19 protein-coding genes are annotated in these 20750 nt (G+C 62.7%); 12 read left to right on the forward strand and 7 right to left on the reverse strand.

Annotation, left to right across the window (positions count from 1 at the left end; all coding sequences use genetic code 11):
• Positions 1-17: 17 nt before the first annotated feature.
• Positions 18-1583: an alkaline phosphatase D family protein gene (locus GM676_RS14480; RefSeq protein ID WP_155464359.1), complete on the reverse strand. Its 1566-nt coding sequence runs from the start codon at positions 1581-1583 to the stop codon at positions 18-20.
• A 25-nt stretch (positions 1584-1608) separates the two neighbouring features.
• The gene (locus tag GM676_RS14485; protein ID WP_155464360.1) at positions 1609-2049 is read right to left on the reverse strand and encodes an acyl-CoA thioesterase; all 441 of its coding nucleotides are present in this window, start codon (positions 2047-2049) and stop codon (positions 1609-1611) included.
• Positions 2050-2110: 61 nt separating this feature from the next.
• Here GM676_RS14485 and GM676_RS14490 point away from each other — a divergent pair, with 61 nt between their 5' ends.
• Both GM676_RS14490 and GM676_RS14495 read left to right on the forward strand, forming a co-directional pair.
• A complete protein-coding gene (locus GM676_RS14490) occupies positions 2111-3949 on the forward strand; it encodes an ABCB family ABC transporter ATP-binding protein/permease (protein ID WP_155464361.1) in 1839 nt (612 codons plus the stop codon).
• Positions 3946-5367 carry a M20/M25/M40 family metallo-hydrolase gene (locus tag GM676_RS14495; RefSeq protein ID WP_155464362.1) on the forward strand — a complete coding sequence of 474 codons (1422 nt, stop codon included), beginning with the start codon at positions 3946-3948 and terminating at the stop codon, positions 5365-5367. Before GM676_RS14490 ends, GM676_RS14495 begins: the two co-directional genes overlap by 4 nt.
• Here the strand turns inward: GM676_RS14495 and GM676_RS14500 are convergent.
• Complete coding sequence (locus GM676_RS14500; protein WP_155464363.1) at positions 5364-6935, reverse strand: family 43 glycosylhydrolase; 1572 nt, start codon at positions 6933-6935, stop codon at positions 5364-5366. The genes GM676_RS14495 and GM676_RS14500 overlap by 4 nt on opposite strands.
• Before the next feature lie 194 nt (positions 6936-7129).
• Here GM676_RS14500 and GM676_RS14505 point away from each other — a divergent pair, with 194 nt between their 5' ends.
• On the forward strand, positions 7130-7330 hold the full coding sequence (locus GM676_RS14505; protein ID WP_155464364.1) for a hypothetical protein: 201 nt from the start codon (positions 7130-7132) through the stop codon (positions 7328-7330).
• Positions 7331-7370: 40 nt separating this feature from the next.
• Here the strand turns inward: GM676_RS14505 and GM676_RS14510 are convergent, their stop codons facing one another.
• A complete protein-coding gene (locus GM676_RS14510) occupies positions 7371-8606 on the reverse strand; it encodes a dicarboxylate/amino acid:cation symporter (protein ID WP_155464365.1) in 1236 nt (411 codons plus the stop codon).
• A 190-nt stretch (positions 8607-8796) separates the two neighbouring features.
• Between GM676_RS14510 and GM676_RS14515 the strand changes: the two genes are divergently transcribed.
• Together GM676_RS14515 and GM676_RS14520 are read left to right on the forward strand one after the other, a co-directional pair.
• Entirely contained in the window at positions 8797-9522 is a 726-nt protein-coding gene (locus GM676_RS14515; RefSeq protein WP_155464366.1) for an amino acid ABC transporter ATP-binding protein, read from the forward strand.
• Entirely contained in the window at positions 9522-10970 is a 1449-nt protein-coding gene (locus GM676_RS14520) for an amidohydrolase family protein (RefSeq protein WP_155464367.1), read from the forward strand. Before GM676_RS14515 ends, GM676_RS14520 begins: the two co-directional genes overlap by 1 nt.
• Here the strand turns inward: GM676_RS14520 and GM676_RS14525 are convergent, their stop codons facing one another.
• Together GM676_RS14525 and GM676_RS14530 are read right to left on the reverse strand one after the other, a co-directional pair.
• Positions 10971-11234 (reverse strand): Txe/YoeB family addiction module toxin, encoded by a 264-nt coding sequence (locus tag GM676_RS14525; RefSeq protein ID WP_371866237.1) that lies wholly within the window; start codon positions 11232-11234, stop codon positions 10971-10973.
• Complete coding sequence (locus tag GM676_RS14530) at positions 11231-11473, reverse strand: type II toxin-antitoxin system Phd/YefM family antitoxin (RefSeq protein WP_155464369.1); 243 nt, start codon at positions 11471-11473, stop codon at positions 11231-11233. The genes GM676_RS14525 and GM676_RS14530 overlap by 4 nt, the downstream gene beginning before the upstream one ends.
• A gap of 112 nt (positions 11474-11585) precedes the next feature.
• Between GM676_RS14530 and pyrC the strand changes: the two genes are divergently transcribed.
• From pyrC to GM676_RS14550, 4 genes are all read left to right on the forward strand, one after another.
• The gene (gene pyrC / locus GM676_RS14535; protein ID WP_155464370.1) at positions 11586-12638 is read left to right on the forward strand and encodes a dihydroorotase; all 1053 of its coding nucleotides are present in this window, start codon (positions 11586-11588) and stop codon (positions 12636-12638) included.
• A gap of 3 nt (positions 12639-12641) precedes the next feature.
• Positions 12642-13451, forward strand: a complete 810-nt coding sequence (locus GM676_RS14540) for a DUF3025 domain-containing protein (RefSeq protein ID WP_371866238.1) — start codon at positions 12642-12644, stop codon at positions 13449-13451.
• 52 nt (positions 13452-13503) lie between these two features.
• Positions 13504-14499 (forward strand): Gfo/Idh/MocA family protein, encoded by a 996-nt coding sequence (locus GM676_RS14545; RefSeq protein WP_155464371.1) that lies wholly within the window; start codon positions 13504-13506, stop codon positions 14497-14499.
• A 68-nt stretch (positions 14500-14567) separates the two neighbouring features.
• Entirely contained in the window at positions 14568-15779 is a 1212-nt protein-coding gene (locus GM676_RS14550) for an MFS transporter (protein ID WP_155464372.1), read from the forward strand.
• A gap of 203 nt (positions 15780-15982) precedes the next feature.
• Here the strand turns inward: GM676_RS14550 and recG are convergent, their stop codons facing one another.
• Complete coding sequence (recG, locus tag GM676_RS14555) at positions 15983-18049, reverse strand: ATP-dependent DNA helicase RecG (protein ID WP_155464373.1); 2067 nt, start codon at positions 18047-18049, stop codon at positions 15983-15985.
• Between the two features lie 71 nt (positions 18050-18120).
• On the opposite strand from recG, the gene queA reads away from it, so the two are divergent.
• The 3 genes from queA (at position 18121) to yajC (ending at position 20692) form a co-directional block, all read left to right on the forward strand.
• Positions 18121-19146, forward strand: a complete 1026-nt coding sequence (queA, locus tag GM676_RS14560; RefSeq protein WP_155464374.1) for a tRNA preQ1(34) S-adenosylmethionine ribosyltransferase-isomerase QueA — start codon at positions 18121-18123, stop codon at positions 19144-19146.
• A gap of 2 nt (positions 19147-19148) precedes the next feature.
• Positions 19149-20288 carry a tRNA guanosine(34) transglycosylase Tgt gene (gene tgt, locus GM676_RS14565; RefSeq protein WP_155464375.1) on the forward strand — a complete coding sequence of 380 codons (1140 nt, stop codon included), beginning with the start codon at positions 19149-19151 and terminating at the stop codon, positions 20286-20288.
• A gap of 71 nt (positions 20289-20359) precedes the next feature.
• Complete coding sequence (gene yajC / locus GM676_RS14570; protein WP_371866239.1) at positions 20360-20692, forward strand: preprotein translocase subunit YajC; 333 nt, start codon at positions 20360-20362, stop codon at positions 20690-20692.
• The last annotated feature ends 58 nt before the right edge of the window (positions 20693-20750 follow it).

Genomic DNA, 20750 nt, shown 5'->3' on the forward strand with positions numbered 1-20750 from the left:
AACCTGGCCGCCGCGATTCAAGCGCGATGCGGGCCCGCCTGGCCATCACGCACGATGAAGTCGGCGGCGCGCGTTATGGGGCTGGTGCTGTCCTGCACGTTGTCCAGCACAAGAAAGTGTGCGGTGGTGTCGGCGGGCGTAACGGTCAGCAGCATGTAGCCGCGCTTGTCGCTGCGGCCATACTTGATGCCGTGGTTCATCGATACATACTGCTCGGTACGTGCTTGCGGACGCGATGGCGAGGTGATGGAGGTGCCGCAGAATTCCGTCGCCAGCAGCGGGTTGGTGGGCGAGGCCGGCCGTGACGGATTGCGCGCCAGTTCGCAGGCGAAGAAGCTGTGCACGTCGCCGGACAGGATCAGCGGATTGCTGGCGCGGCTGGTGTGCAGGGTGTCCATCAGTTTTTGGCGTGCCATCGGATAGCCGTCCCAGCCGTCGGTCCAGAAGCGGCCGTCGCCTTCCTTCATGATTGGTAGCTGGCTGTTCTGCGCCACCAGGGTTTGCTGGGCGAGGATGTTCCAGCGCGCGGACGATGACGACAGGCCTTGCGCCAGCCATTGTTCCTGTTCCTTGCCCAGCATGCTGCGGTTGCGGTCCATCAGCGCGGCGCAGTCGCGCAGCAGCACTGAACTGGAACCGCCGCGTCCCGGCGGCGGGCAGGCGTGGTTGGCGCGGTACTGTCGGTCGTCCAGCACGTGGAAGCGCGCCAGCTTGCCCCAGTCGTAGCGCTGGTAGATGCGCAGATGGGCGAAGTCGCGCTGCGTCAGGCGCAGCGGCATGTGTTCGTAGAAGGCCTGGTAGGCTGAGGCTCTTCTTTGCAGGAAGCGCGGGTCGAGACGTTCGTCGCGTTCGTTGCCATAGTCGTTGGCGACTTCGTGATCGTCCCAGGTGACTATCCATGGCGCGGCGTGGTGGGCGGCTTGCAGGTCGCGGTCGGTTTTGTACTGGGCGTAGCGGGCGCGGTAATCGGTCAGCGTAAAGCTCTCAGCGGTCCGTAGCGCGGCTTTCGGGTGCGTCAGCTGATATGGGCCCCATTCGTAGATGTAATCACCCAGGAAGGCCACCAGGTCGGGCGCGGCGGCGGCGATGTGGCGATGGGCGGCGTAGGTGCCGAATTCCCAGTGCTGGCAGGAGGCCACGGCCAGCTTGAGCTGCTTGGGCATGCTGCCGGCGGCGGGCGCGGTGCGCGTGCGGCCGGTGGGGCTGACGGCGTCGCCCAGCATAAAGCGATACCAGTACCAGCGGCCTGCTTGCAGGCCGGTGACGTCGACGTGGACGCTGTGCGCCAGTTCGGGCGTGGCGCTGGCTGTGCCTTTGGCGACGACGCGGCGGAAGTTGTCGTCTTCCGCCATTTCCCAGCGCACGCTGAACGCGATGGGCGGCGTGGCGGCGGCGTTGAACGGGTCGTGCAGAATGCGCGTCCAGATGATGACGGCGTCCGGCAGCGGTGAGCCGCTGGCGACGCCGAGGCTGAACGGGTAAGTATTGCTCGCGGCAAGTGCGGCTGGGCTGGCGCTGGTGAGCGCGGCCAGTGCGCCCAGGCGGCTGGCGGTAGCGAGAAAAATGCGGCGCTGGTCGTCCATGCGTCCGGGCGTGGGCCGCGGCGGCTTAGCCGCCGATCAGCGTTTCAATCGATGGCACTTTGCGCGGCTTGCGGTCGGAATCGGTGGCGACGTAGGTCAGGGTCGCTTCGGTCACCTTCACGGTGTTGGTTTGCAGGCGGTTGCGTTCCGCGTACACCTCCACCTGCACAGTAATGGACGTATTGCCAACCTTGACAATATCAGCATAGAACGACAGCAGGTCGCCCACGAATACCGGGTTTTTGAACACGAAGGAATTCACCGCAATGGTGGCGACGCGGCCATTGGCGCGGCGCGTGGCCGGCAGCGAGCCAGCGATGTCCACCTGCGCCATGATCCAGCCGCCAAACACATCACCGTAGACATTGGCGTCCGACGGCGAAGGCATCATGCGCAGTTCCGGCATTTTCCCGGCTGGCAGGCCGCGATTGATGGTGTTGACGTTGGGGATTTGAGGCGTGGTCATCGTGATTTCTCTTCTGGGGCTACAATTAACGGGATTGAACCATAAAAAGCCATTATCCGCCATGCGCCGTTACGCCGATTCCCCGCCAGCTCCCGCCAGCCCTGCCGCCCCAAACCGCAGCGATACCGCAACCATCAAAACCCTGATCCCGTATTTATGGGTCTACAAATGGCGCGTGCTGCTGGCGCTGGGTTGCCTGGTCGGCGCCAAGCTGGCCAACGTCGGCGTGCCGGTGGTGATGAAAAAGCTGATCGACTCGCTGACCATCACGCCATCGCATCCGCAGGCGCTGCTGGTGCTGCCGCTGGGCGCACTGGTGGCCTACGGCGTGCTGCGCGTCTCCACCACGCTGTTCACGGAACTGCGCGAATTCCTGTTCGCGCGCGTGACGCAGCGCGCGGTGCGTACCATTGCGCTGAAAGTGTTCCGCCACCTGCATGCGCTGTCGCTGCGCTTCCATTTGAACCGCCAGACCGGCGGCATGACGCGCGATATCGAACGCGGCACGCGCGCGGTCGGTTCGCTGATTTCGTACACCTTGTTTAACATCCTGCCGACGCTGGTGGAGATTACGCTGGTGCTGGGCTATCTGGTCACGCACTACGATATCTGGTTCTCGGTGATTACTTTTGTGGCGCTGGTGTCCTACATCAGCTTCACGATCATCATTACCAACTGGCGCACGCACTTCCGCCGCACCATGAACGAGCTGGATTCCAAGGCCAACACCAAGGCCATCGACTCGCTGCTCAACTACGAAACGGTGAAGTACTTCGGCAACGAGGAGTATGAGGCCAAGCGTTACGACGAAGGCTTGCAGCACTACGAAAGCGCGGCGGTCAAGTCGCAGACTTCCCTGTCGCTGCTGAACACCGGGCAGTCGATGATTATCGCGGTCGCCGTCACGCTGATCCTCTGGCGCGCCACGGTGGGTGTCATTGATGGCAAGATGACGCTGGGCGATCTGGTGCTGGTCAACGCCTTCATGATCCAGCTGTACATTCCGCTCAACTTCCTCGGCGTGATCTACCGCGAGATCAAGCAAAGCCTGGCCGACATGGAGAAGCTGTTTTCGCTGCTGGACCAGAACAAGGAAATCGCCGACGCGCCGGACGCGCGTCCGCTGGTCACGCACGGCGCGCAAGTGCGCTTCAATCATGTGGACTTCAGCTACGATCCGAAGCGCCAGATTCTGTTCGACGTGGACTTTACCATCGCACCCGGCACCACCACGGCGGTGGTGGGCCACAGCGGTTCCGGCAAGTCCACCTTGTCGCGCCTGCTATTCCGTTTCTACGAAGTGAACGCGGGCAGCATCACCATCGATGGCCAGGATCTGCGCTCGCTGACGCAGGACTCGGTGCGCCACGCCATCGGCATCGTGCCGCAGGATACGGTGCTGTTCAACGACACCATCGAATACAACATCGCCTACGGCAAGCCGGGCGCCACGCATGACGAGATCGTGGCCGCCGCACGCGCCGCCTCGATCCACGATTTCATCGATTCCCTGCCGGACGGCTACAAGACCATGGTGGGCGAGCGTGGCCTGAAACTCTCCGGCGGCGAGAAGCAGCGCGTGGCGATCGCGCGCACGCTGCTGAAAAATCCCGCCATTCTGATTTTCGACGAAGCCACGTCGGCGCTGGATTCCAAGGCCGAGCAAGCGATCCAGGCGCAGTTGAAGGAAATCTCGCGCACCCGCACCACCATGGTGATCGCGCATCGCCTGTCCACCGTGGCCGATGCGCAGCAGATCATCGTGCTCGATCACGGCCGCATCGTGGAGCGCGGCACGCACTATTCGCTATTGGCGGCGAACGGCCTGTATGCTCAAATGTGGGAACGCCAGCAGGCAAGGGCGGATGAAGAATTATTAACCGAAGGAGCTGACCAATGAAGTCTCGTTTTGTCCTGGGTGCTGTTACCGCCATGCTGGCATGCGTACAAAGTGCTTACGCCGCCGATCCTACCGAACAGCAGTTCCGCGCCCTGTACAAAGAGCTGGTCGAAACCAACACCACGCTGTCGGCTGGCAGTTGCACGCTGGCGGCCGAGCGTATCGCGGCACGCATGAAGGCGGCGGGCTATCCCGAGTCCGACCTGCACATCTTCACGGCGCCGGATCATCCGAAAGAGGGCGGTCTGGTGGCCGTGCTGCCGGGACGCGATCCGAAAGCCAAAGCCATCCTGCTGCTGGCGCACATCGACGTGGTGGAAGCCAAGCGCGAAGACTGGACGCGCGATCCGTTCACGCTGATCGAGGAAGACGGCAAGTTCTATGCGCGCGGCGTGGTGGACGACAAGGCGCAAGCGGCCATCTGGGCCGATTCGCTGATCCGCTTCAAGCAGGAAGGCTATAAGCCGCGCCACACCTTGAAGATGGCGCTGACCTGCGGCGAGGAGACTGCCGGCGCCTTCAACGGCGCCGAGTGGCTGACCAAGAACCGCCGCGAGCTGATCGATGCGGCCTACGCGCTGAACGAAGGCGCCGGAGGCGAGCTGAATGCGTCCGGCAAGCGCGTTTCGATGACGGTGCAGGCGGGCGAGAAGGTGGCGCAGAACTATCGCCTGGAGGTGACCAATCGTGGCGGCCATAGCTCGCGTCCCGTGAAGGACAACGCGATCTATCATCTGGCGGGCGCGCTATCGAAAGTGCAGGGCTATGAATTCCCGATCCAGCTGACCGATGGCAGCAAAGGCTACCTGAACGCCATGGCCAGGATTCAGCTGGATGCGGGTCACAAGGACATCGCCGATGCGATGAAAGCCGTGGTGAAAGATCCGGGCGATACCAAGGCGGTTGCCACGGTGTCGAACGCGGATGCCAGCTGGGCGGCCATGCTGCACACCACCTGCGTGGCGACCATGCTGGATGGCGGCCACGCCACCAACGCGCTGCCGCAGCGTGCGCGCGCCAACGTCAACTGCCGCATCTTCCCCGGCGTGTCGCAGGAGACGGTGCGCCAGGCGCTGGTAAAGGCGATCGATGATCCGGCGGTGAAGGTGGAAACGCTGGAGATTCGCGGCGAGAACTCGGCGCCGCCAGTGCTGACGCGCGCCATCATGGAACCGGTGGAGAAGCTGACCGCCAAGCTGTGGCCGGGCGTGCCGGTGATGCCGATCTTGCAGTCCGGCGCCACCGACGGCCAGTTCCTTAACGCGGCAGGCATTCCGACCTATGGCATCAGCGGTATCTTCCTGACGCCGGACCTGGGCAACATCCACGGCCTGAATGAATACATCGGCGTGCAGTCGCTGATGGAAGGCCGCGTATTCCTGCACGAACTGGTGAAGGTCTACGCGGAACAGATTTAAGCCAGGGCGCGATATTTAAAGTCGCGCAGCTTCACCGTGCCTGCGCCCGCGCAGTAGATGCCGGGTTGCAGGCTGAGGAAGCCGCCAAACACATTGTGGTGCAAGCCGGAGACTTCCAGCTGCCACGAATGCTGTATCCAGTTCTTCCCGTCCAGCGAGTAGTGGAAGGTCACGATGTGACGGTCGTTCTTCACGCGGATATGGACGGTGGAGACATCCATCTTCTCCCGCATCCAGCTTTGCTCCTGCGAGTGGGCGAAGGTCTTCATGTGCGTTTGCGTGAAGCCGATGCCGACGTAGGCGCGCTCGTTGTAGTGCAGCAGCAGGCCGCCTTCCGCATCGGCGCCGATATCGAGCGTGATGGTGGCTTCGTAGGCGCGGTCGCCAGTGATGAAGGTCAGTGGCGAGGAATCGACCGGCGACGTGCCTTTGCCTTTAATCGCCAGCACGCCGGGCGTGTGCTGCACGCGCTTCATCTCGTCCGGGCCCGGATTGAAGAAGCTCCATTGCACGCCGAATTTCAGCGTCTGGAAATCGTCCGACTTGGCGAAGTTGTGCTGTACGGCCTTGCCTTTCTTTGGCATTGGCAGCGGGGCGGAGAGGTCGCCGCCTTTGGCTTTGAACCAGCCGTCCTTGGTCCACTCGATCGGTTCGAGCAGGCATTGGCGGCCCAGCGTGCGGTAGCCGTTTTCGTAGCCGTGGTAGACCATCCACCAGTCGCCGGCCGGACCTTCGACCAGCGTGGCATGGCCGCGCGACCACCATTTTTCATCGGCGCTTTTGGTGCGCACCAGCGGGTTTTGCGGATGGTTTTCCCATGGGCCGTGGATGGAGCGCGAGCGAGCGGCGATCACCATGTGGCTGGTCGGCGGGCCGGAGGTGCCGCCGACCGCCATCACCAGATAGAACCATTCGCCGCGCTTGAGCAGCTTGGGCCCTTCGGGGGCGAACATCTCGACCACCCAGTCTTGCGGGTAGCGCCATGGTTCGTAGACTTTTTCCAGCTTGCCGACGGTCGCCAGGCCGTCGTCGGTCAGACCGATGCGGCGCACGCCGTTGACGAACAGATAGCGCTTGCCGTCTTCGCCGACCGCGTGGCCGGGGTCGATGGCGCCCTGGATTTTGAGGTCGATCGGATCGCTCCACGGGCCGCGGATGTTATCGGCCCAGATCACGTAGATGCTGTCGCCGGCCGGGATGTAGATGAAGTAGCGGCCGTTGTGCTTGACCAGGTCCATGGCCCAGATGCTGCCGAGCGGCTTGGTCAGGGCCGGGCCGACCGGCTGCCAGTTCACCAGATCCTGCGAGTGCCAGATGATGACGCCGGGGTAGGACAGGAAGGACGAAAACGTCATGTAGTAATCGTCGCCATCCTTGAGGATGGTGGGATCGGGGTGGTCGCCGGCGAGGATGGGGTTGAGGAAGGTGCCGTTGCCGAGATCGGCCTTGCGCTGGCCTTCGACGCCGCGTCCCCATTTCGGTTCAGCGGCCGCCGCCTGTGCCAATTGCGGCGCAACGGCGGCGCCAGCGAGAAGAGTCTTAAGCGCAGTGCGCCGGGTAGCAGTCATATCATCTCCATCCAAGCATAATTATCCCGAGATGGTGCATTAAGCCTCAGCCCATCGCAATTATGAAAACCGCCAATCCGGCTAACGATTCCACACAACGGTCCCGCTTGCTTGCTATGAGCCATCGCAAAGCGCATTATGTTTTTGCGGACTACCCTCCGATGACGTGATCCTTAACTACGTTGGAGTTACAAATGAAAGACGGAGTGATGTTACTGGTGGCCGGTCTGCTCTGCGCTGGCGGGGCGGCGCTGTTTTTCAGATTCTTTGGTAGCGATGCGCTTAATATCGTCGTGTTGATCACCATGATTTGTGCGTTGATCGACAACGCGCGTTTGCGGCGCCGGTTGCGGGAGATGGGGGCCAAGCCGGAGGGGAAACGGACTTGGCTATAAAGAAAAACGCCACCTTGAAGGTGGCGTTGTCGTTTCAGGCTCAGGCCGTTTTCGGCGGGTCCATCTCGCCTTCCCACTTGGCCACCACGGCGGTGGCGATGCCGTTGCCGATGACGTTGGTCGCGGAGCGCGCCATGTCGAGGAAGTGGTCGATGCCCAGCAGCAGCAGCATGCCGGCTTCCGGAATGTTGAACTGGCCCAGCGTCGCGGCGATCACCACCAGCGAGGCGCGCGGCACGCCGGCCATGCCTTTCGAAGTCAGCATCAGCACCGCCATCATGGTCATCTGCTGGCCCAGCGACATCTCAATGCCATACGCCTGCGCGATGAACACGGTGGCGAAGGTGCAGTACATCATCGAGCCATCCAGATTGAACGAGTAGCCGATCGGCAGCACGAACGAGGCGATGCGGTTGCGCACGCCAAAACGCTCCAGGCCTTCCAGCGTTTTCGGATACGCCGCTTCGCTCGACGCGGTCGAGAAGGCCAGCAGCGCCGGGCTGCGCATCTCTTTCATCAGCGCGAACACGCGGCCTTTCAGGAACAGGAAGCCGATGAAGATCAGCAGCGTCCACAGCAGCGCGATGCCGAAGTAGAACTCGGCCATGAACACGCCATAGGTGGACAGCACACCCAGGCCGCTCTTGGCGATGGTGCCCGCTACCGCCGCAAACACGGCGAATGGCGCAAACTTCATCACGTAGCCGGTGACTTTCAGCATCACGTGCGCCACGCCGTCCAGCGCGTCGATCAGCACGTTGGCTTTCGGACCCACCGCAGCGGCAGCCGAACCGAAGAACAGCGAGAAGATCACGATTTGCAGGATTTCGTTCTTGGCCATGCCGTCCACGATGGACGACGGCACCAGGTGGGTGACGAAGTCTTTCAGGGTCAGGCTGGAGGTGGCCAGGTCGGCCTTGGCGGCGGTGGCAGCCATGTGGCCCAGCAGCGCGTCGCCCGGACGGAAGATGTTGACCAGCACCAGGCCCAGGCTCAGCGACATCACCGAAGCGATGAAGAACCAGCCCAGCGTCTTGACGCCGACGCGGCCCACGGCGGTGGCATCGCCCATCTTGGCAATGCCGCACACCAGCGTGGAGAATACCAGCGGGGCGATAATCATCTTGATCAGGCGCAGGAACAGCGTGGTGATCAGCGCCATGGTGTCGGCAAAGCCGGTTGGACTGGCCAGATTGTCATGGGCGAAATAACCGGTGATGATGCCTAGCGCCAGTCCAATCAGGATGTACGTGGTCAATCGGCTTTGTTTGTTCATATTTTGAGGTTTCCTGTGGTAGTGTCTCTCTGAGCCTGGACAGCGGGTTGGGTAGCCGCTGCTTTCTTCTTATGGCGTCAGCCGGTTTCGGGTGCGTCGGCTGCTGAAACTATTGGCAAGTTCCGCAGTATCCTTGTGGGCAGGGGCGCTGTCAAGCGCGTGGGCGGCCCGCAAAATAATCTACTTTCCTATGATCGAAATCAAAAATATCAGCAAGTGGTATGGGCAGTTCCAGGTGCTCAAGGAGTGCAGCACCCGGGTTGAAAAAGGCGATGTGATGGTGATCTGCGGACCGTCCGGCTCCGGCAAGTCCACCCTGATTAAGACCGTCAACGGGCTGGAACCGTTCCAGCAGGGCGAAATTACCGTCGATGGCACCTCGGTCGGCGCCAAAGGCACGGATTTGCCGGCGCTGCGGGCGCGCATCGGCATGGTGTTCCAGAATTTCGAGCTGTTTCCCCATCTGTCGGTGCGCGACAACCTGACGCTGGGCCAGATCAAGGTGCTGGGCCGCAGCAAGGACGAGGCCGCCGAGCGCGGCCTGCACTACCTCGACCGCGTCGGTCTGCTGGCCCATCAGGATAAATTCCCGGCCCAGTTGTCTGGCGGGCAACAGCAACGGGTGGCGATCGCCCGCGCGCTGGCCATGGACCCGATCGCCATGCTGTTTGACGAGCCGACCTCGGCGCTGGACCCGGAAATGATCAACGAGGTGCTGGATGTGATGGTCGGCCTGGCGCAGGAGGGCATGACCATGATGGTGGTGACCCACGAAATGGGCTTCGCCCGCAAGGTGGCCAACCGGGTGGTGTTCATGGACCAGGGCAGCATTCTGGAAGACAGCAGCAAGGAGGAGTTCTTTCACGCGCCGCAAACAGAGCGCGCACGCGACTTCCTGGCCCGTATAATTCACTGATGAACATTTCCCTTAAGCAATTGAGTGGCGCGATGCTGGCGCTGGGACTGCTGAGCGCGGCTCATGCAGCGGATAAAATCGCCGCCGACCTGGTGCTGACCAAGGCGACCCTGATCGACGTGGCCGGTGGCAAGGCCGTCACCGGCAAATCGGTGGTGCTCAAGGGCGACACCATTCTGGCGGTGGTGGACGACAAGCGGCTGTCTAATTACGCGGCCAAAAAGACCATCAGCCTGCCGGGCAAGTACGTGATGCCTGGCCTGTGGGACACGCACGTGCACTTTGGCGGCGGTCCGGCGTTGATCGAAGAGAACAAGCACTTGCTGCAACTGTATCTGGCCTACGGCATCACCGCCGTGCGCGATTGCTCGGGCGATTTGCCGGATACCGTGCTGCAATGGCGCGATGAGGTCAATGCACGCAAGCTGGAAGGTCCGACCATCTTCACCTCCGCCGCCAAGCTGGAGGGCTACAAGCCGCTGTGGAAGGGCACGATTGAAGTCGGCACGCCGGAAGAAGTGGGCCGCGCGCTGGACAAGCTGCAAGGCCAGAAGGTGGATTTCGTCAAGATCACCGAGAACACCCTGAAGCCGGAGATTTATCTGGAAGCGCTGCGCCAGGCCAAGGAGCGCGACATGCGCACCTCGGGCCACATTCCGGTGCAGCTGACTTTGAAAACCATGTTCGATGCCGGCCTCGGCACGGTGGAGCACCAGTCCTACCTGCTGCGCGCATCCACTCCGCGTGAGCAAGAGCTGACCGATCTGGTCGCCGCCGGCAAGCTGACCGGCAAGGAAGCCGTCAAGCAAAGCCTGGATTCGTATGACGAAGCGGCCGCGCGTGCATCGTTCCGCTACATGGCCTCCAAGGGCACGGCGGTGGTGCCGACCCTGTCGGTGTCGCGCGTGGTGGCGTATCTGGACATGGAGGACCATGCCCACGACGAAGCCTTGCAGTACATCGGCAAAGGCCTGCGCGCCACTTATGACTGGCGCGTGCAGCGCGCGGCGCAGGACGACGCGGCGGCGATCGCGCAGCGCAAAGCGGTGTTCGAGAAATCGGCCTCGCTGTTGCCGATCTTGCAGCAGGAGGGCGTGAGCATCATCGCGGGGACGGATGCCGGCTTCCTGAATTCGTACGACTATCCGGGACAGGCGCTGCACGATGAAATCGGCCTGTACGTGAACTATGGCCTGACGCCGGTGCAAGCCCTGCGAACCGCCGTGATCAACGGCCCGCGTTTCCTCGGCAAGCTGGATCGCTACGGCGCGCTGGAAGCCGGCAAGGCGGCCGACGTGCTGGTGCTGGATGCGAATCCGCTGAAAGACATCGGCGCCACGCGCAAGATCCGCACCGTCATCAGCCACGGCAACCTCTACGACCGCGCCCACCTCGACAAAATCCTGGCCGACACCAAGGCCTGGGCCGCGAAAACGACGGCGCCATAGCTAGTCGTAGTGCGACCACATGCGCAGGATGCGAACAATTTTCTGGTCCGGAAAGACCTCGTAGACCAAGCGGTGATGGATATTGATCCTGCGTGAATACGTGTCAGCCAGGTCGCCGACCAGTTTTTCATATGGCGGCGGGCGGGCAAATGGATCGTTTGCCAGCGTGTCCAACAGCGCCTGCGCCTGTTTCTTCAGATTGGCCGCAGCTAACTTCTTTGCGTCTTTTTGAGCCTGACGCGAGTACACCAGTTGCCAGCTCACCAGCTCAGTTCCTTGCTGCCATCCTCCAATGGCTCGGCGCGCGCAGCGATGATCGATTCCCGCATGCCGGGCACGGACAGCAGATGCAACGTTTCCTGAATGGCCGCCCAGTCGTCGGCAGAGATCAACACGGCGTTATTGCGCTTGCCGGTGATGGTTACTGGCGCGTGGTTTGCGGCGGTTTCGTCGATCAGGTTGTACAGCCGGGCACGGGCCTCGCTGGCGGAGATGGTGTCCATAGTGCGCTCCAGTGGATGGTTGATTAAAACGTACGCTTCTACGTACGCACTGTCAAGCGGTTGGCGCAACGAGGTAAAATATCGGCTATTCGCATTTTGAAAGCCCGCCGCCATGTCCGACCTCGAACAAACGCCATCCAGCATCACCATCACCCGCCCAGACGACTGGCACCTGCATTTGCGCGATGGCGCCACGCTGGCCAGCGTGCTGCCGCACAGCGCACGCCAGTTCGGCCGCGCGATTGTGATGCCGAATTTGAAACCGCCGGTCACCACCACCGCCGCCGCTGTCGCCTATCGCGAGCGCATTCTGGCGGCGCTGCCGGAGGGCTTGGATTTTGAGCCGTTGATGACGCTTTACCTCACCAACAACACTCAGCCGGACGAAATCGTGCGCGCGGTGGAGAGCGGCGTGGTGCACGCGGTGAAGCTGTACCCGGCCGGCGCCACCACCAACTCGGATGCGGGCGTGACCGATCTGGCCAACTGCTACAAAACGCTGGAAAAGATGCAGGAACTGGGCTTGCCATTCCTGGTGCACGGCGAAGTCACCGATCAGGACATCGACCTGTTCGATCGCGAGGCTGTGTTCATCGAGCGCGTGATGCGCCCGCTGCGCCGCGATTTCCCGGCGCTGAACATCGTATTCGAACACATCACCACCAAGCACGCCGCCCAGTACGTGGCGGAAGCCGAAGGTCCGATCGCCGCGACCATCACCGCGCATCACCTGCTGTACAACCGTAACGATATCTTCAAGGGCGGCATCCGTCCTCACTACTACTGCCTGCCGGTGCTGAAGCGCGAAGAACACCGTCTGGCGCTGGTGACTGCGGCGACCAGCGGCGACGAGCGCTTTTTCCTCGGCACCGACTCGGCGCCGCATGCCAAGGGCGCCAAGGAAGCCGCCTGCGGTTGCGCCGGCTGCTACACCGCGCTGCACGCGATGGAGTTGTATGCCGAAGCCTTCGAACGCGCCGGCGCGCTGGACAAGCTGGAGGCCTTCGCTTCGCTGAATGGCCCGGCCTTCTACAACCTGCCGGTCAACCAGGGCAAGATCACGCTCAAGCGTGAGCAGTGGACCCTGCCGGAAACCCTGCCGCTGGCCGACCAGACCGTGGTGCCACTCAACGCCGGCGAAACCATCAACTGGAAAATGGTGTAAGCAGTGCTGGACACAATCGACTGGTCGCGTCCGTGGTACGAATCGGTACGCGACGCGGCCGGCCGCTTGTCCGCGCAAGAGCACTTCCGCGATAGTTTCAGCAAGCAGGCCGCCGCACTGGGCCTGCGCAATCACCTCGGCCTGCCGCTGTCTTTCGTGCCGCAGGAGGATCTGCCGGAAGGTACGGCCTACGAGGAACACATCGGCGCCACCGGTTGCGTGCCCACGCGCGACAACCTGCATGACTTCTTCAACGGCCTTGTGTGGCTGGCCTTCCCGCGTATCAAAGTCCAGTTGAATGCCTTGCAAGCGGCGCAGATCGCGCAGGATGGCGTCGGCAAATCGCGCGGCCCGGCACGTGACGGCGCCACCATCTTCGATGAAAACGCCGCGTTGCTGGTAGTGCGCGATAACGCGGACGGCCATGCGCTGATTGATGCGCTGGGCGAACACCGCTGGCATGAGGCCTTCGTTGAGCGCCGCGCGCAGTGGGGGGCAGCCGAGGCTCAGACATGGCTGTTCGGCCACGCGCTGATGGAAAAGCTGGTCGCGCCGCGCAAGGCTATCACCGCACACACGCGCATCGTGCTGGCCAGCGAAGACTTCTTCACGCTGGACCACACCGCGCGCCGCGCATGGATAGACGCCACCGTCGCGCGGCAGCTGGCCGACGAGGGCCTGAGCACCGCCGGCTTCACGCCGATGCAGGTGCTGGGCGTGCCGGGCTGGTGGCCCGGGCAGGACGAGGCCTTCTACGCGGATGCAACGGTGTTCCGTCCCAAACGGGCCGTCCCAAGCGGGCAGCCGCAGTAAAATAATCCCGATATCAACTCAATCGCCGCCGACGCGGCAGAAAGCGCACGCCATGACGCAGCCAATCCGCTGGGGTATTCTGGGCACCGGCAAAATCGCCAAAGCCTTCGCCACCGCTTTGCAGGACACGCCCGACGCAAAACTGGTCGCCGTTGCTTCGCGCTCTGTGGATAGCGCTACCAGCTTCGGCCAGCAATATGGCGCCGAGCGTTTTCACGGCAGCTATCAGGCGCTGGCCGATGATCCGGATGTGGATGTGATTTACATCGCCACGCCGCACCCCATGCACCACGAGAACGCGCTGATGTGCCTTAACGGTGGCAAGGCGGTGCTGGTGGAGAAGTCGTTCACCATGAATCGCCGTCAGGCCGAGGACATCATCAACCTCGCGCGCGCCAAGAAATTGTTCGTGATGGAGGCCATGTGGACGCGCTTCATGCCATCCGTGGTGGAGGCCAAGCGCATCGTCGACAGCGGCGAGATCGGCAAGCCGGCCAACGTGACCGCCGATTTCGGCTTCACTTCGGACGCCGGTCCGGAGCACCGCCTGTTCGCGCCGGAGCTGGGCGGTGGTGCGCTGCTGGATCTGGGCATCTACCCGCTGTCGATGGCGTCGTTCTTCCTGGGGGGCGTCACTGGCGTGAAGGCGCAGGCGGAAATGACCGCCACCGGCGTCGATATGCAAACCGCGTTCACACTGTCGCACCAAGGTGGTGGCGTGTCGTCCTGCGCGTGCAGCCTGCGTTCGCGCACGCCGACCGAATTGACCATCTCAGGCGAAAAGGGATTCGTGCGTCTGCACGACCGCTTCCACAACACCGACAAGGTCACCGTCACGCTGGTGAACGGCACCTCGCGCGAGGAGCGCACCCTGAATCTGCCGAAAAGCGGCAACGGCTATACCCACGAAGCGCAGGAAGTCGGCCGCTGCATCCGCGCGTGCCTGATCGAAAGCCCGGTGATGCCACATGCCGAGACGCTAGCCATCATGGGCACGCTGGACGATATCCGCGCGCAGATCGGCCTGCGCTACCCAGCCGACGCCTGAGGGCCGCAAGCGCGGTCGGCGCGAACTGGTTACAATCCCGTGATATGAATTGAATAACGGGGGATACCATGCGCGCCAACGACCGCACACTCACCTTGAAAAACGTGCTGCTCGCCACCGGCGTCGTCCTGACGCTGGCGATGGGCGTGCGCCACGGTTTCGGCTTCTGGCTGCAACCGATCTCCCAGGCCAACGGCTGGACGCGCGAGACCTACTCGCTGGCGCAGGCCATGCAGAACCTGATGTGGGGCGCTTTCGGCCCGTTTGCCGGCATGGCGGCGGACCGCTTCGGCACCATGCGTGTGGTGCTGGTAGGCGCGGTCTGCTACGCGGCCGGCCTGGCGTGGATGGCGCTGGTGACGCAGCCTGCCTTGTTCGTGCTTGGCACCGGTGTGCTGGTCGGCCTTGGCCTGGCCTGCACCGCGTTCGGCGCGGTGAGCGGCATCATCGGCCGCGTGGCGCCGCCGGAAAAGCGTTCCTGGGCGTTCGGCATTTCGGGCGCGGCCAGCTCCTTCGGCCAGTTCATGATGATGCCGATCGAGCAGCAGCTGATTTCCGCCGTCGGCTGGCAGAACGCCTTCTACATACTGGGCGCCTTGATCCTGCTGCTGATGGTGCCGATGGCTTTCTATCTGCGCGAGCCTTCGGTGGAGCATGCGCACGGTCCACAGCAAAGCGTCCGCGAAGCGGCCAGCGAGGCGCTGGGCAACCGCTCCTTCCTGTTCCTGGTGGCGGGCTATTTCGTGTGCGGCTTCCAGGTGGTGTTCATCGGCGTGCACTTGCCCGCTTACCTGAAGGATCAGGGCATCGGCAATCCAAGCGTGGCGGTGCTGGCGCTGGCGCTGATCGGCTTGTTCAACATCTTCGGTTCCTACTATGCGGGCAAGCTGGGTGGGCGCTTTCCGAAACGCTATCTGCTGTCGGCGATTTACTTCTCGCGTGCGGTGGTGATTTCGCTGTTCCTGCTGGCGCCATTGATGCCGCTGACGGTGTACCTGTTTGCGGCGGCGATGGGCGTGTTGTGGCTGTCCACCGTACCGCTCACCAACGGCATCATCGCCGGCGTGTTCGGCGTGAAGCATATGTCGATGCTGGCGGGGATCGTGTTCTTCTCGCACCAGCTGGGCAGCTTCCTTGGTGTGTGGCTGGGCGGCTACCTGTACACCACTACCGGCAGCTACAACATCGTGTGGGGCATCGCGATTGCGCTGGGTGTGATGTCCGGCCTGATTAACCTGCCGATCAACGAGCGTCCGCTGGTCCGCGCACAGGCGGCATGATCATGAAAACCTGGCTGCTGCGCGCCGCCATCGCCGCTGTGCTGGCGGTGGGGTTCGCAGCTTACCTGACGCCGGACTTCGTAGTCGATCTGGCCAACCGCATCTACCTTTGCTTCTAATCCGGGGTCAGTTCTTGCAATCCAACACGAGGTCAGCCGGAATATGGTTGAGCCCGTGTTGGATTGCAAGAACTGACCCCGGGTTTAGACTTTGAGGAATTCCTCGCGGCCGCCCAGCCAGCGGGTGAGGTGGGCTTCGACGGTAGCGGCTTTTTCGGGCGTGTCGGCGTGCAGCAGGTCGTGGGCGACGTCGCGCGCCTGATCCACCAGCCAGCCGTCGGTTTCCAGATCGGCGAAACGCAGCATGGCCTGGCCGGACTGGCGCGAGCCGAGGAATTCGCCGGGGCCACGTATCTCCAGATCGCGGCGGGCGATTTCGAAGCCGTCCGTGGTTTCACGCATGGTCATCAGGCGTTGCTTGGCGACGTGGCCCAGCGGGCTTTGGAACAGCAGCAGGCACACCGATGCCGCCGAGCCCCGGCCCACGCGTCCGCGCAGCTGGTGCAGCTGCGACAGGCCGAAACGCTCGGCGTGTTCGATCACCATCAGCGACGCATTCGGCACGTCGACGCCAACCTCGATCACGGTGGTGGCAACCAGCACCTGCATTTCGTTGGCGCTGAACGCGTCCATCACCACCTGTTTTTCGGCGGGCTTCATGCGGCCGTGCACCAGGCCAACATTCAGGTCCGGCAGGGCTTCCGCCAGCAGGGTGTGCGTCTCGGTCGCGGTTTGCAGTTGCAGCGCTTCCGATTCCTCGATCAGCGGGCAGACCCAGTAGACCTGACGGCCCTCCAGCGCAGCGGCATGTACGCGTTCGATCACTTCGTCGCGGCGGTTCTGGTCGATGGCGCGCGTGACAATCGGGCTGCGGCCCGGCGGCAACTCGTCGATCACCGATACCTCAAGGTCGGCGTAGTAGGTCATGGCCAGCGTGCGGGGGATCGGCGTTGCGGACATCATCAGCTGGTGCGGCACCGCGCCTTCCACGCCTTTGTTGCGCAAGGACAGGCGCTGGCCGACCCCAAAGCGGTGCTGTTCATCGACGATGGCGAGGCCAAGGTTTTCGAACGTCACCACATCCTGCAACAGCGCGTGCGTGCCCACCACCAGTCGTGCCTCGCCGGATTCGATCATGTCGTAGGCGGCCTGCTTTTCCTTTTTCTTCAAGCTGCCGGTCAGCCATGCGACCTTCACGCCCAAGGGTTCCATCCATGCGGCGATCTTGCGGAAGTGCTGTTCGGCCAGGATTTCGGTCGGCGCCATCAGCGCGGCCTGGTAGCCGCTGTCGATCGCCTGTGCGGCGGCCAGCGCAGACACCACGGTCTTGCCGCTGCCTACGTCGCCTTGCAGCAGGCGTTGCATGGGATACGGCTGGCGCAGGTCGGCGCTGATTTCGGCCAGCACGCGTTTTTGCGCGCCGGTCAGCTTGAAGGGCAGGGCCACCTGCAGGTCGCGCGACAGGACGCCCACCTTGGTCAGCGCCGGTGAACCCTTGGCGCGGCGCGCGCGCTGGGCCCGTTTCAGCGACAGCTGCTGCGCCAGCAACTCGTCGAACTTCACCCGTGTCCACGCGGGATGCGAACGGTCGGCCAGCGCGTGTTCGTCCACCTGCTGCGGCGGATAGTGCAACAGCTTCACCGCCGGCTCAAGATCGGACAGCTGGAGCTGGCGGCGCACCTCGGCCGGAATGGTGTCGGTCCAGTCGACCCGTTTCATCGCCTCGCCGATCGCGCGGCGCAGCACCGGCTGCGACAGGCCTTCGCCGGCCGGATATACGGGCGTCAGGGAGGTCGGCAGCGGCGCACCCTCGTTCACCACCTTGTAGGCCGGGTGCACCATCTCGGCGCCGAAGAAGCCGTGCTTCAACTCCCCGCGCGCGCGCACCCGCGTGCCCTCGGCCAGCTGCTTGACCTGGCTACCGTAGAAATTCATGAAACGCAGCTGCAAATCGCCGGTGCCGTCGCTGATGTGCACTAAAAGTTGGCGGCGCGGCTTGTAGGCGATCTCGTTTTTTGTGACTACGCCCTCAACTTGCGACGTGTCGCCACCATGCAGCCGGGCTTCTTCGATGGTGATGACCTGTGTTTCGTCTTCGTAGCGCATGGGCAGGTGCAGCACCAGGTCCATATCGGTGTGCAAGCCCAATTTGGCCAGTTTGGCCTCTGCGCTGACGGTTTTTTTGGCGGTTTTCGACGGTGAAACAGGCATATGGCGTAAAATAGAGGGTTGGCCGCCGGTATTGTAAGGCCTACCGTATTTTTGTTTAACAGAGTCCGACCATGTATTCGCTTTCCGACTTCGATTTTAACTTGCCGCAAGAGCGTATTGCGCAATTCCCGCTGCCAGACCGCAGCGCTTCCCGTCTGCTGCATCTGGACGGCGAGCAGATTATCGACCGCCAGTTCGCCGACATCGTCGACCTGTTGCAGCCGGGCGATCTGCTGGTGATGAACAATACCCGCGTGCTCAAGGCCCGCTTTTTCGGCACGAAGGAGAGCGGCGGCAAGGTGGAGGCGCTGGTGGAGCGCGTGCTGGATAACCGCACGGTGCTGGCCCAGGTGCGCGCCTCGCGCTCGCCGCTGCCCGGCACCAAAATGCGCCTGGCCGATGCCTTCGACGTTACGGTGGGCGAGCGTGCCGGCGAGTTCTTCACGCTGCATTTCGATGCCGATGTGTTCGATCTGATCGAAGCCCACGGCCGCCTGCCGCTGCCGCCCTACATCGAGCACGATGCCGATGCGTTCGACGAAAACCGTTATCAGACCGTGTTCAACAAAGTGCCGGGCGCCGTGGCCGCGCCGACCGCCGGCCTGCACTTTGACGAGCCGCTGCTGGCGAAGCTGAAAGCCAAGGGCGTCAACTTTGCCTACGTCACGCTGCACGTGGGGGCGGGCACCTTCCAGCCGGTGCGCCACGAAAACCTGTCCGAGCACCAGATGCACACCGAGTGGTACACCATGCCGCAGGAAACCGTGGACGCGGTGCGCGCGGCGCGTGCGGCCGGCCGCGACGTGGTGGCGGTGGGTACGACCTCGCTGCGGGCGCTGGAATCGGCCTCGCAGAGCGGCCAGCTGGAAGCGGGCAGCGCCGACACCGCGCTGTTCATCACGCCGGGCTACCAGTTCAAGACGGTCACCCGCCTGATCACCAATTTCCACCTGCCCAAGTCGACCCTGCTGATGCTGGTGTCGGCCTTCGCCGGTTTTGAAGAGATCCGCAAGGCCTACGCCCACGCGATCGCAAGTGAATACCGCTTCTTCAGCTATGGCGACGCCATGCTGCTGACGACGCAGAACAAGGAATAAGAATGCTGGAATTTAAATTACACAAAACCGACACCACCGGCGTGACCAAGGCCCGCCGTGGCGAGGTCAAGCTGAACCATGGCGTGGTGCAAACGCCGATCTTCATGCCGGTCGGCACCTACGGTTCGGTCAAGGCCATGTCGCCGCTGGAGCTGAAGGAAATCGGCGCCCAGATCATCCTGGGCAACACCTTCCATCTGTGGCTGCGTCCGGGCAACGACATCATGGCCAAGTTCGGCGGCCTGCATGACTTCATGGGCTGGGACAAGCCCATCCTGACCGACTCCGGCGGCTTCCAGGTGTTCTCGCTGGGCGCCATGCGCAAGATCACGGAAGAGGGCGTGCACTTCAACTCGCCGATCAATGGCGACAAGCTGTTCCTGTCGCCGGAAATCTCGATGCAGATTCAGCGCGTGCTGAATTCGGACATCGTGATGCAGTTCGACGAATGCACCCCGTACGAAATCGACAACCGCCCGGCCACGCTGGACGAGGCGGCCAAGTCGATGCGCATGTCGCTGCGCTGGGCCCAGCGCTCGCACGATGAATTCCAGCGCGGCGAGAACCCGAACGCGCTGTTCGGCATCGTTCAGGGCGGCATGTTCGAGAAGCTGCGCGATGAATCGCTGGAAGGCCTGGAAAAGATCGATTTCCCGGGCCTGGCCATCGGCGGCCTGTCGGTCGGCGAGCCGAAGGAAGACATGATGCGTATCTTGCAACACGTCGGCCCGAAACTGCCGGCCAACAAGCCGCACTACCTGATGGGCGTCGGCACGCCGGAAGACCTGGTGGCCGGCGTCTCCAACGGCGTCGACATGTTCGACTGCGTGATGCCGACCCGGAACGCCCGCAACGGCTGGATCTTCACCCGCTTCGGCGACATCAAGATCAAGAACGCGCGTTACAAGGATGACAAGGAACCGTACGACAGCACCTGCTCCTGCTACGCTTGCAAGAACTTCTCGCGCGCCTATCTGCACCACCTGAACCGCACCCAGGAAATCCTCGGTGCGCGCCTGAATACCATCCACAATCTGCACTACTACCTGGACATCATGCAGCAGATGCGCGACGCCCTGGATGCCGACCGTTTCCCGGCCTGGGTGCGGCAATTCCACGCCGACCGCGCTCGGGGCGTGTAAAAGTCCTGACGCCGTGCGGCCAGTGCTAGAATACAGCGCTGTTTTTTAAACTATAGATATCGGAGTCACCTGTGTTCTTCATTTCCAACGCTTACGCCCAATCCTCGACCGACATCCTGGGCTCGTCCAGCTTCCTGGGCCAATATGGTTTCCTGATTCTGATGTTCGTGGCCATGTACTTCCTGATGATCCGTCCTCAGCAGAAGCGCGCCAAGGAGCAAAAGGCCATGATGGAAGCGCTGGCCAAGGGCAATGAGGTGGTCACCGCCGGTGGCGTGCTGGGCAAGATCACCAAGATCTCCGACCTGTACGTGACCCTGGAAATCTCCAGCGGCGCCGAACTGGTGGTGCAAAAGAACTCGATCACGATGGTGCTGCCGAACGGCACGCTGAAGAGCCTGTAATTCCCCCGGCCCGCACACGATGCGGGCCTTTTGACGTCTACACTGAACGTTAGAGCTA

The organism is Duganella radicis (assembly GCF_009720825.1).
In the GTDB taxonomy this organism is placed as follows: Bacteria; Pseudomonadota; Gammaproteobacteria; order Burkholderiales; family Burkholderiaceae_D; genus Rugamonas; species Rugamonas radicis.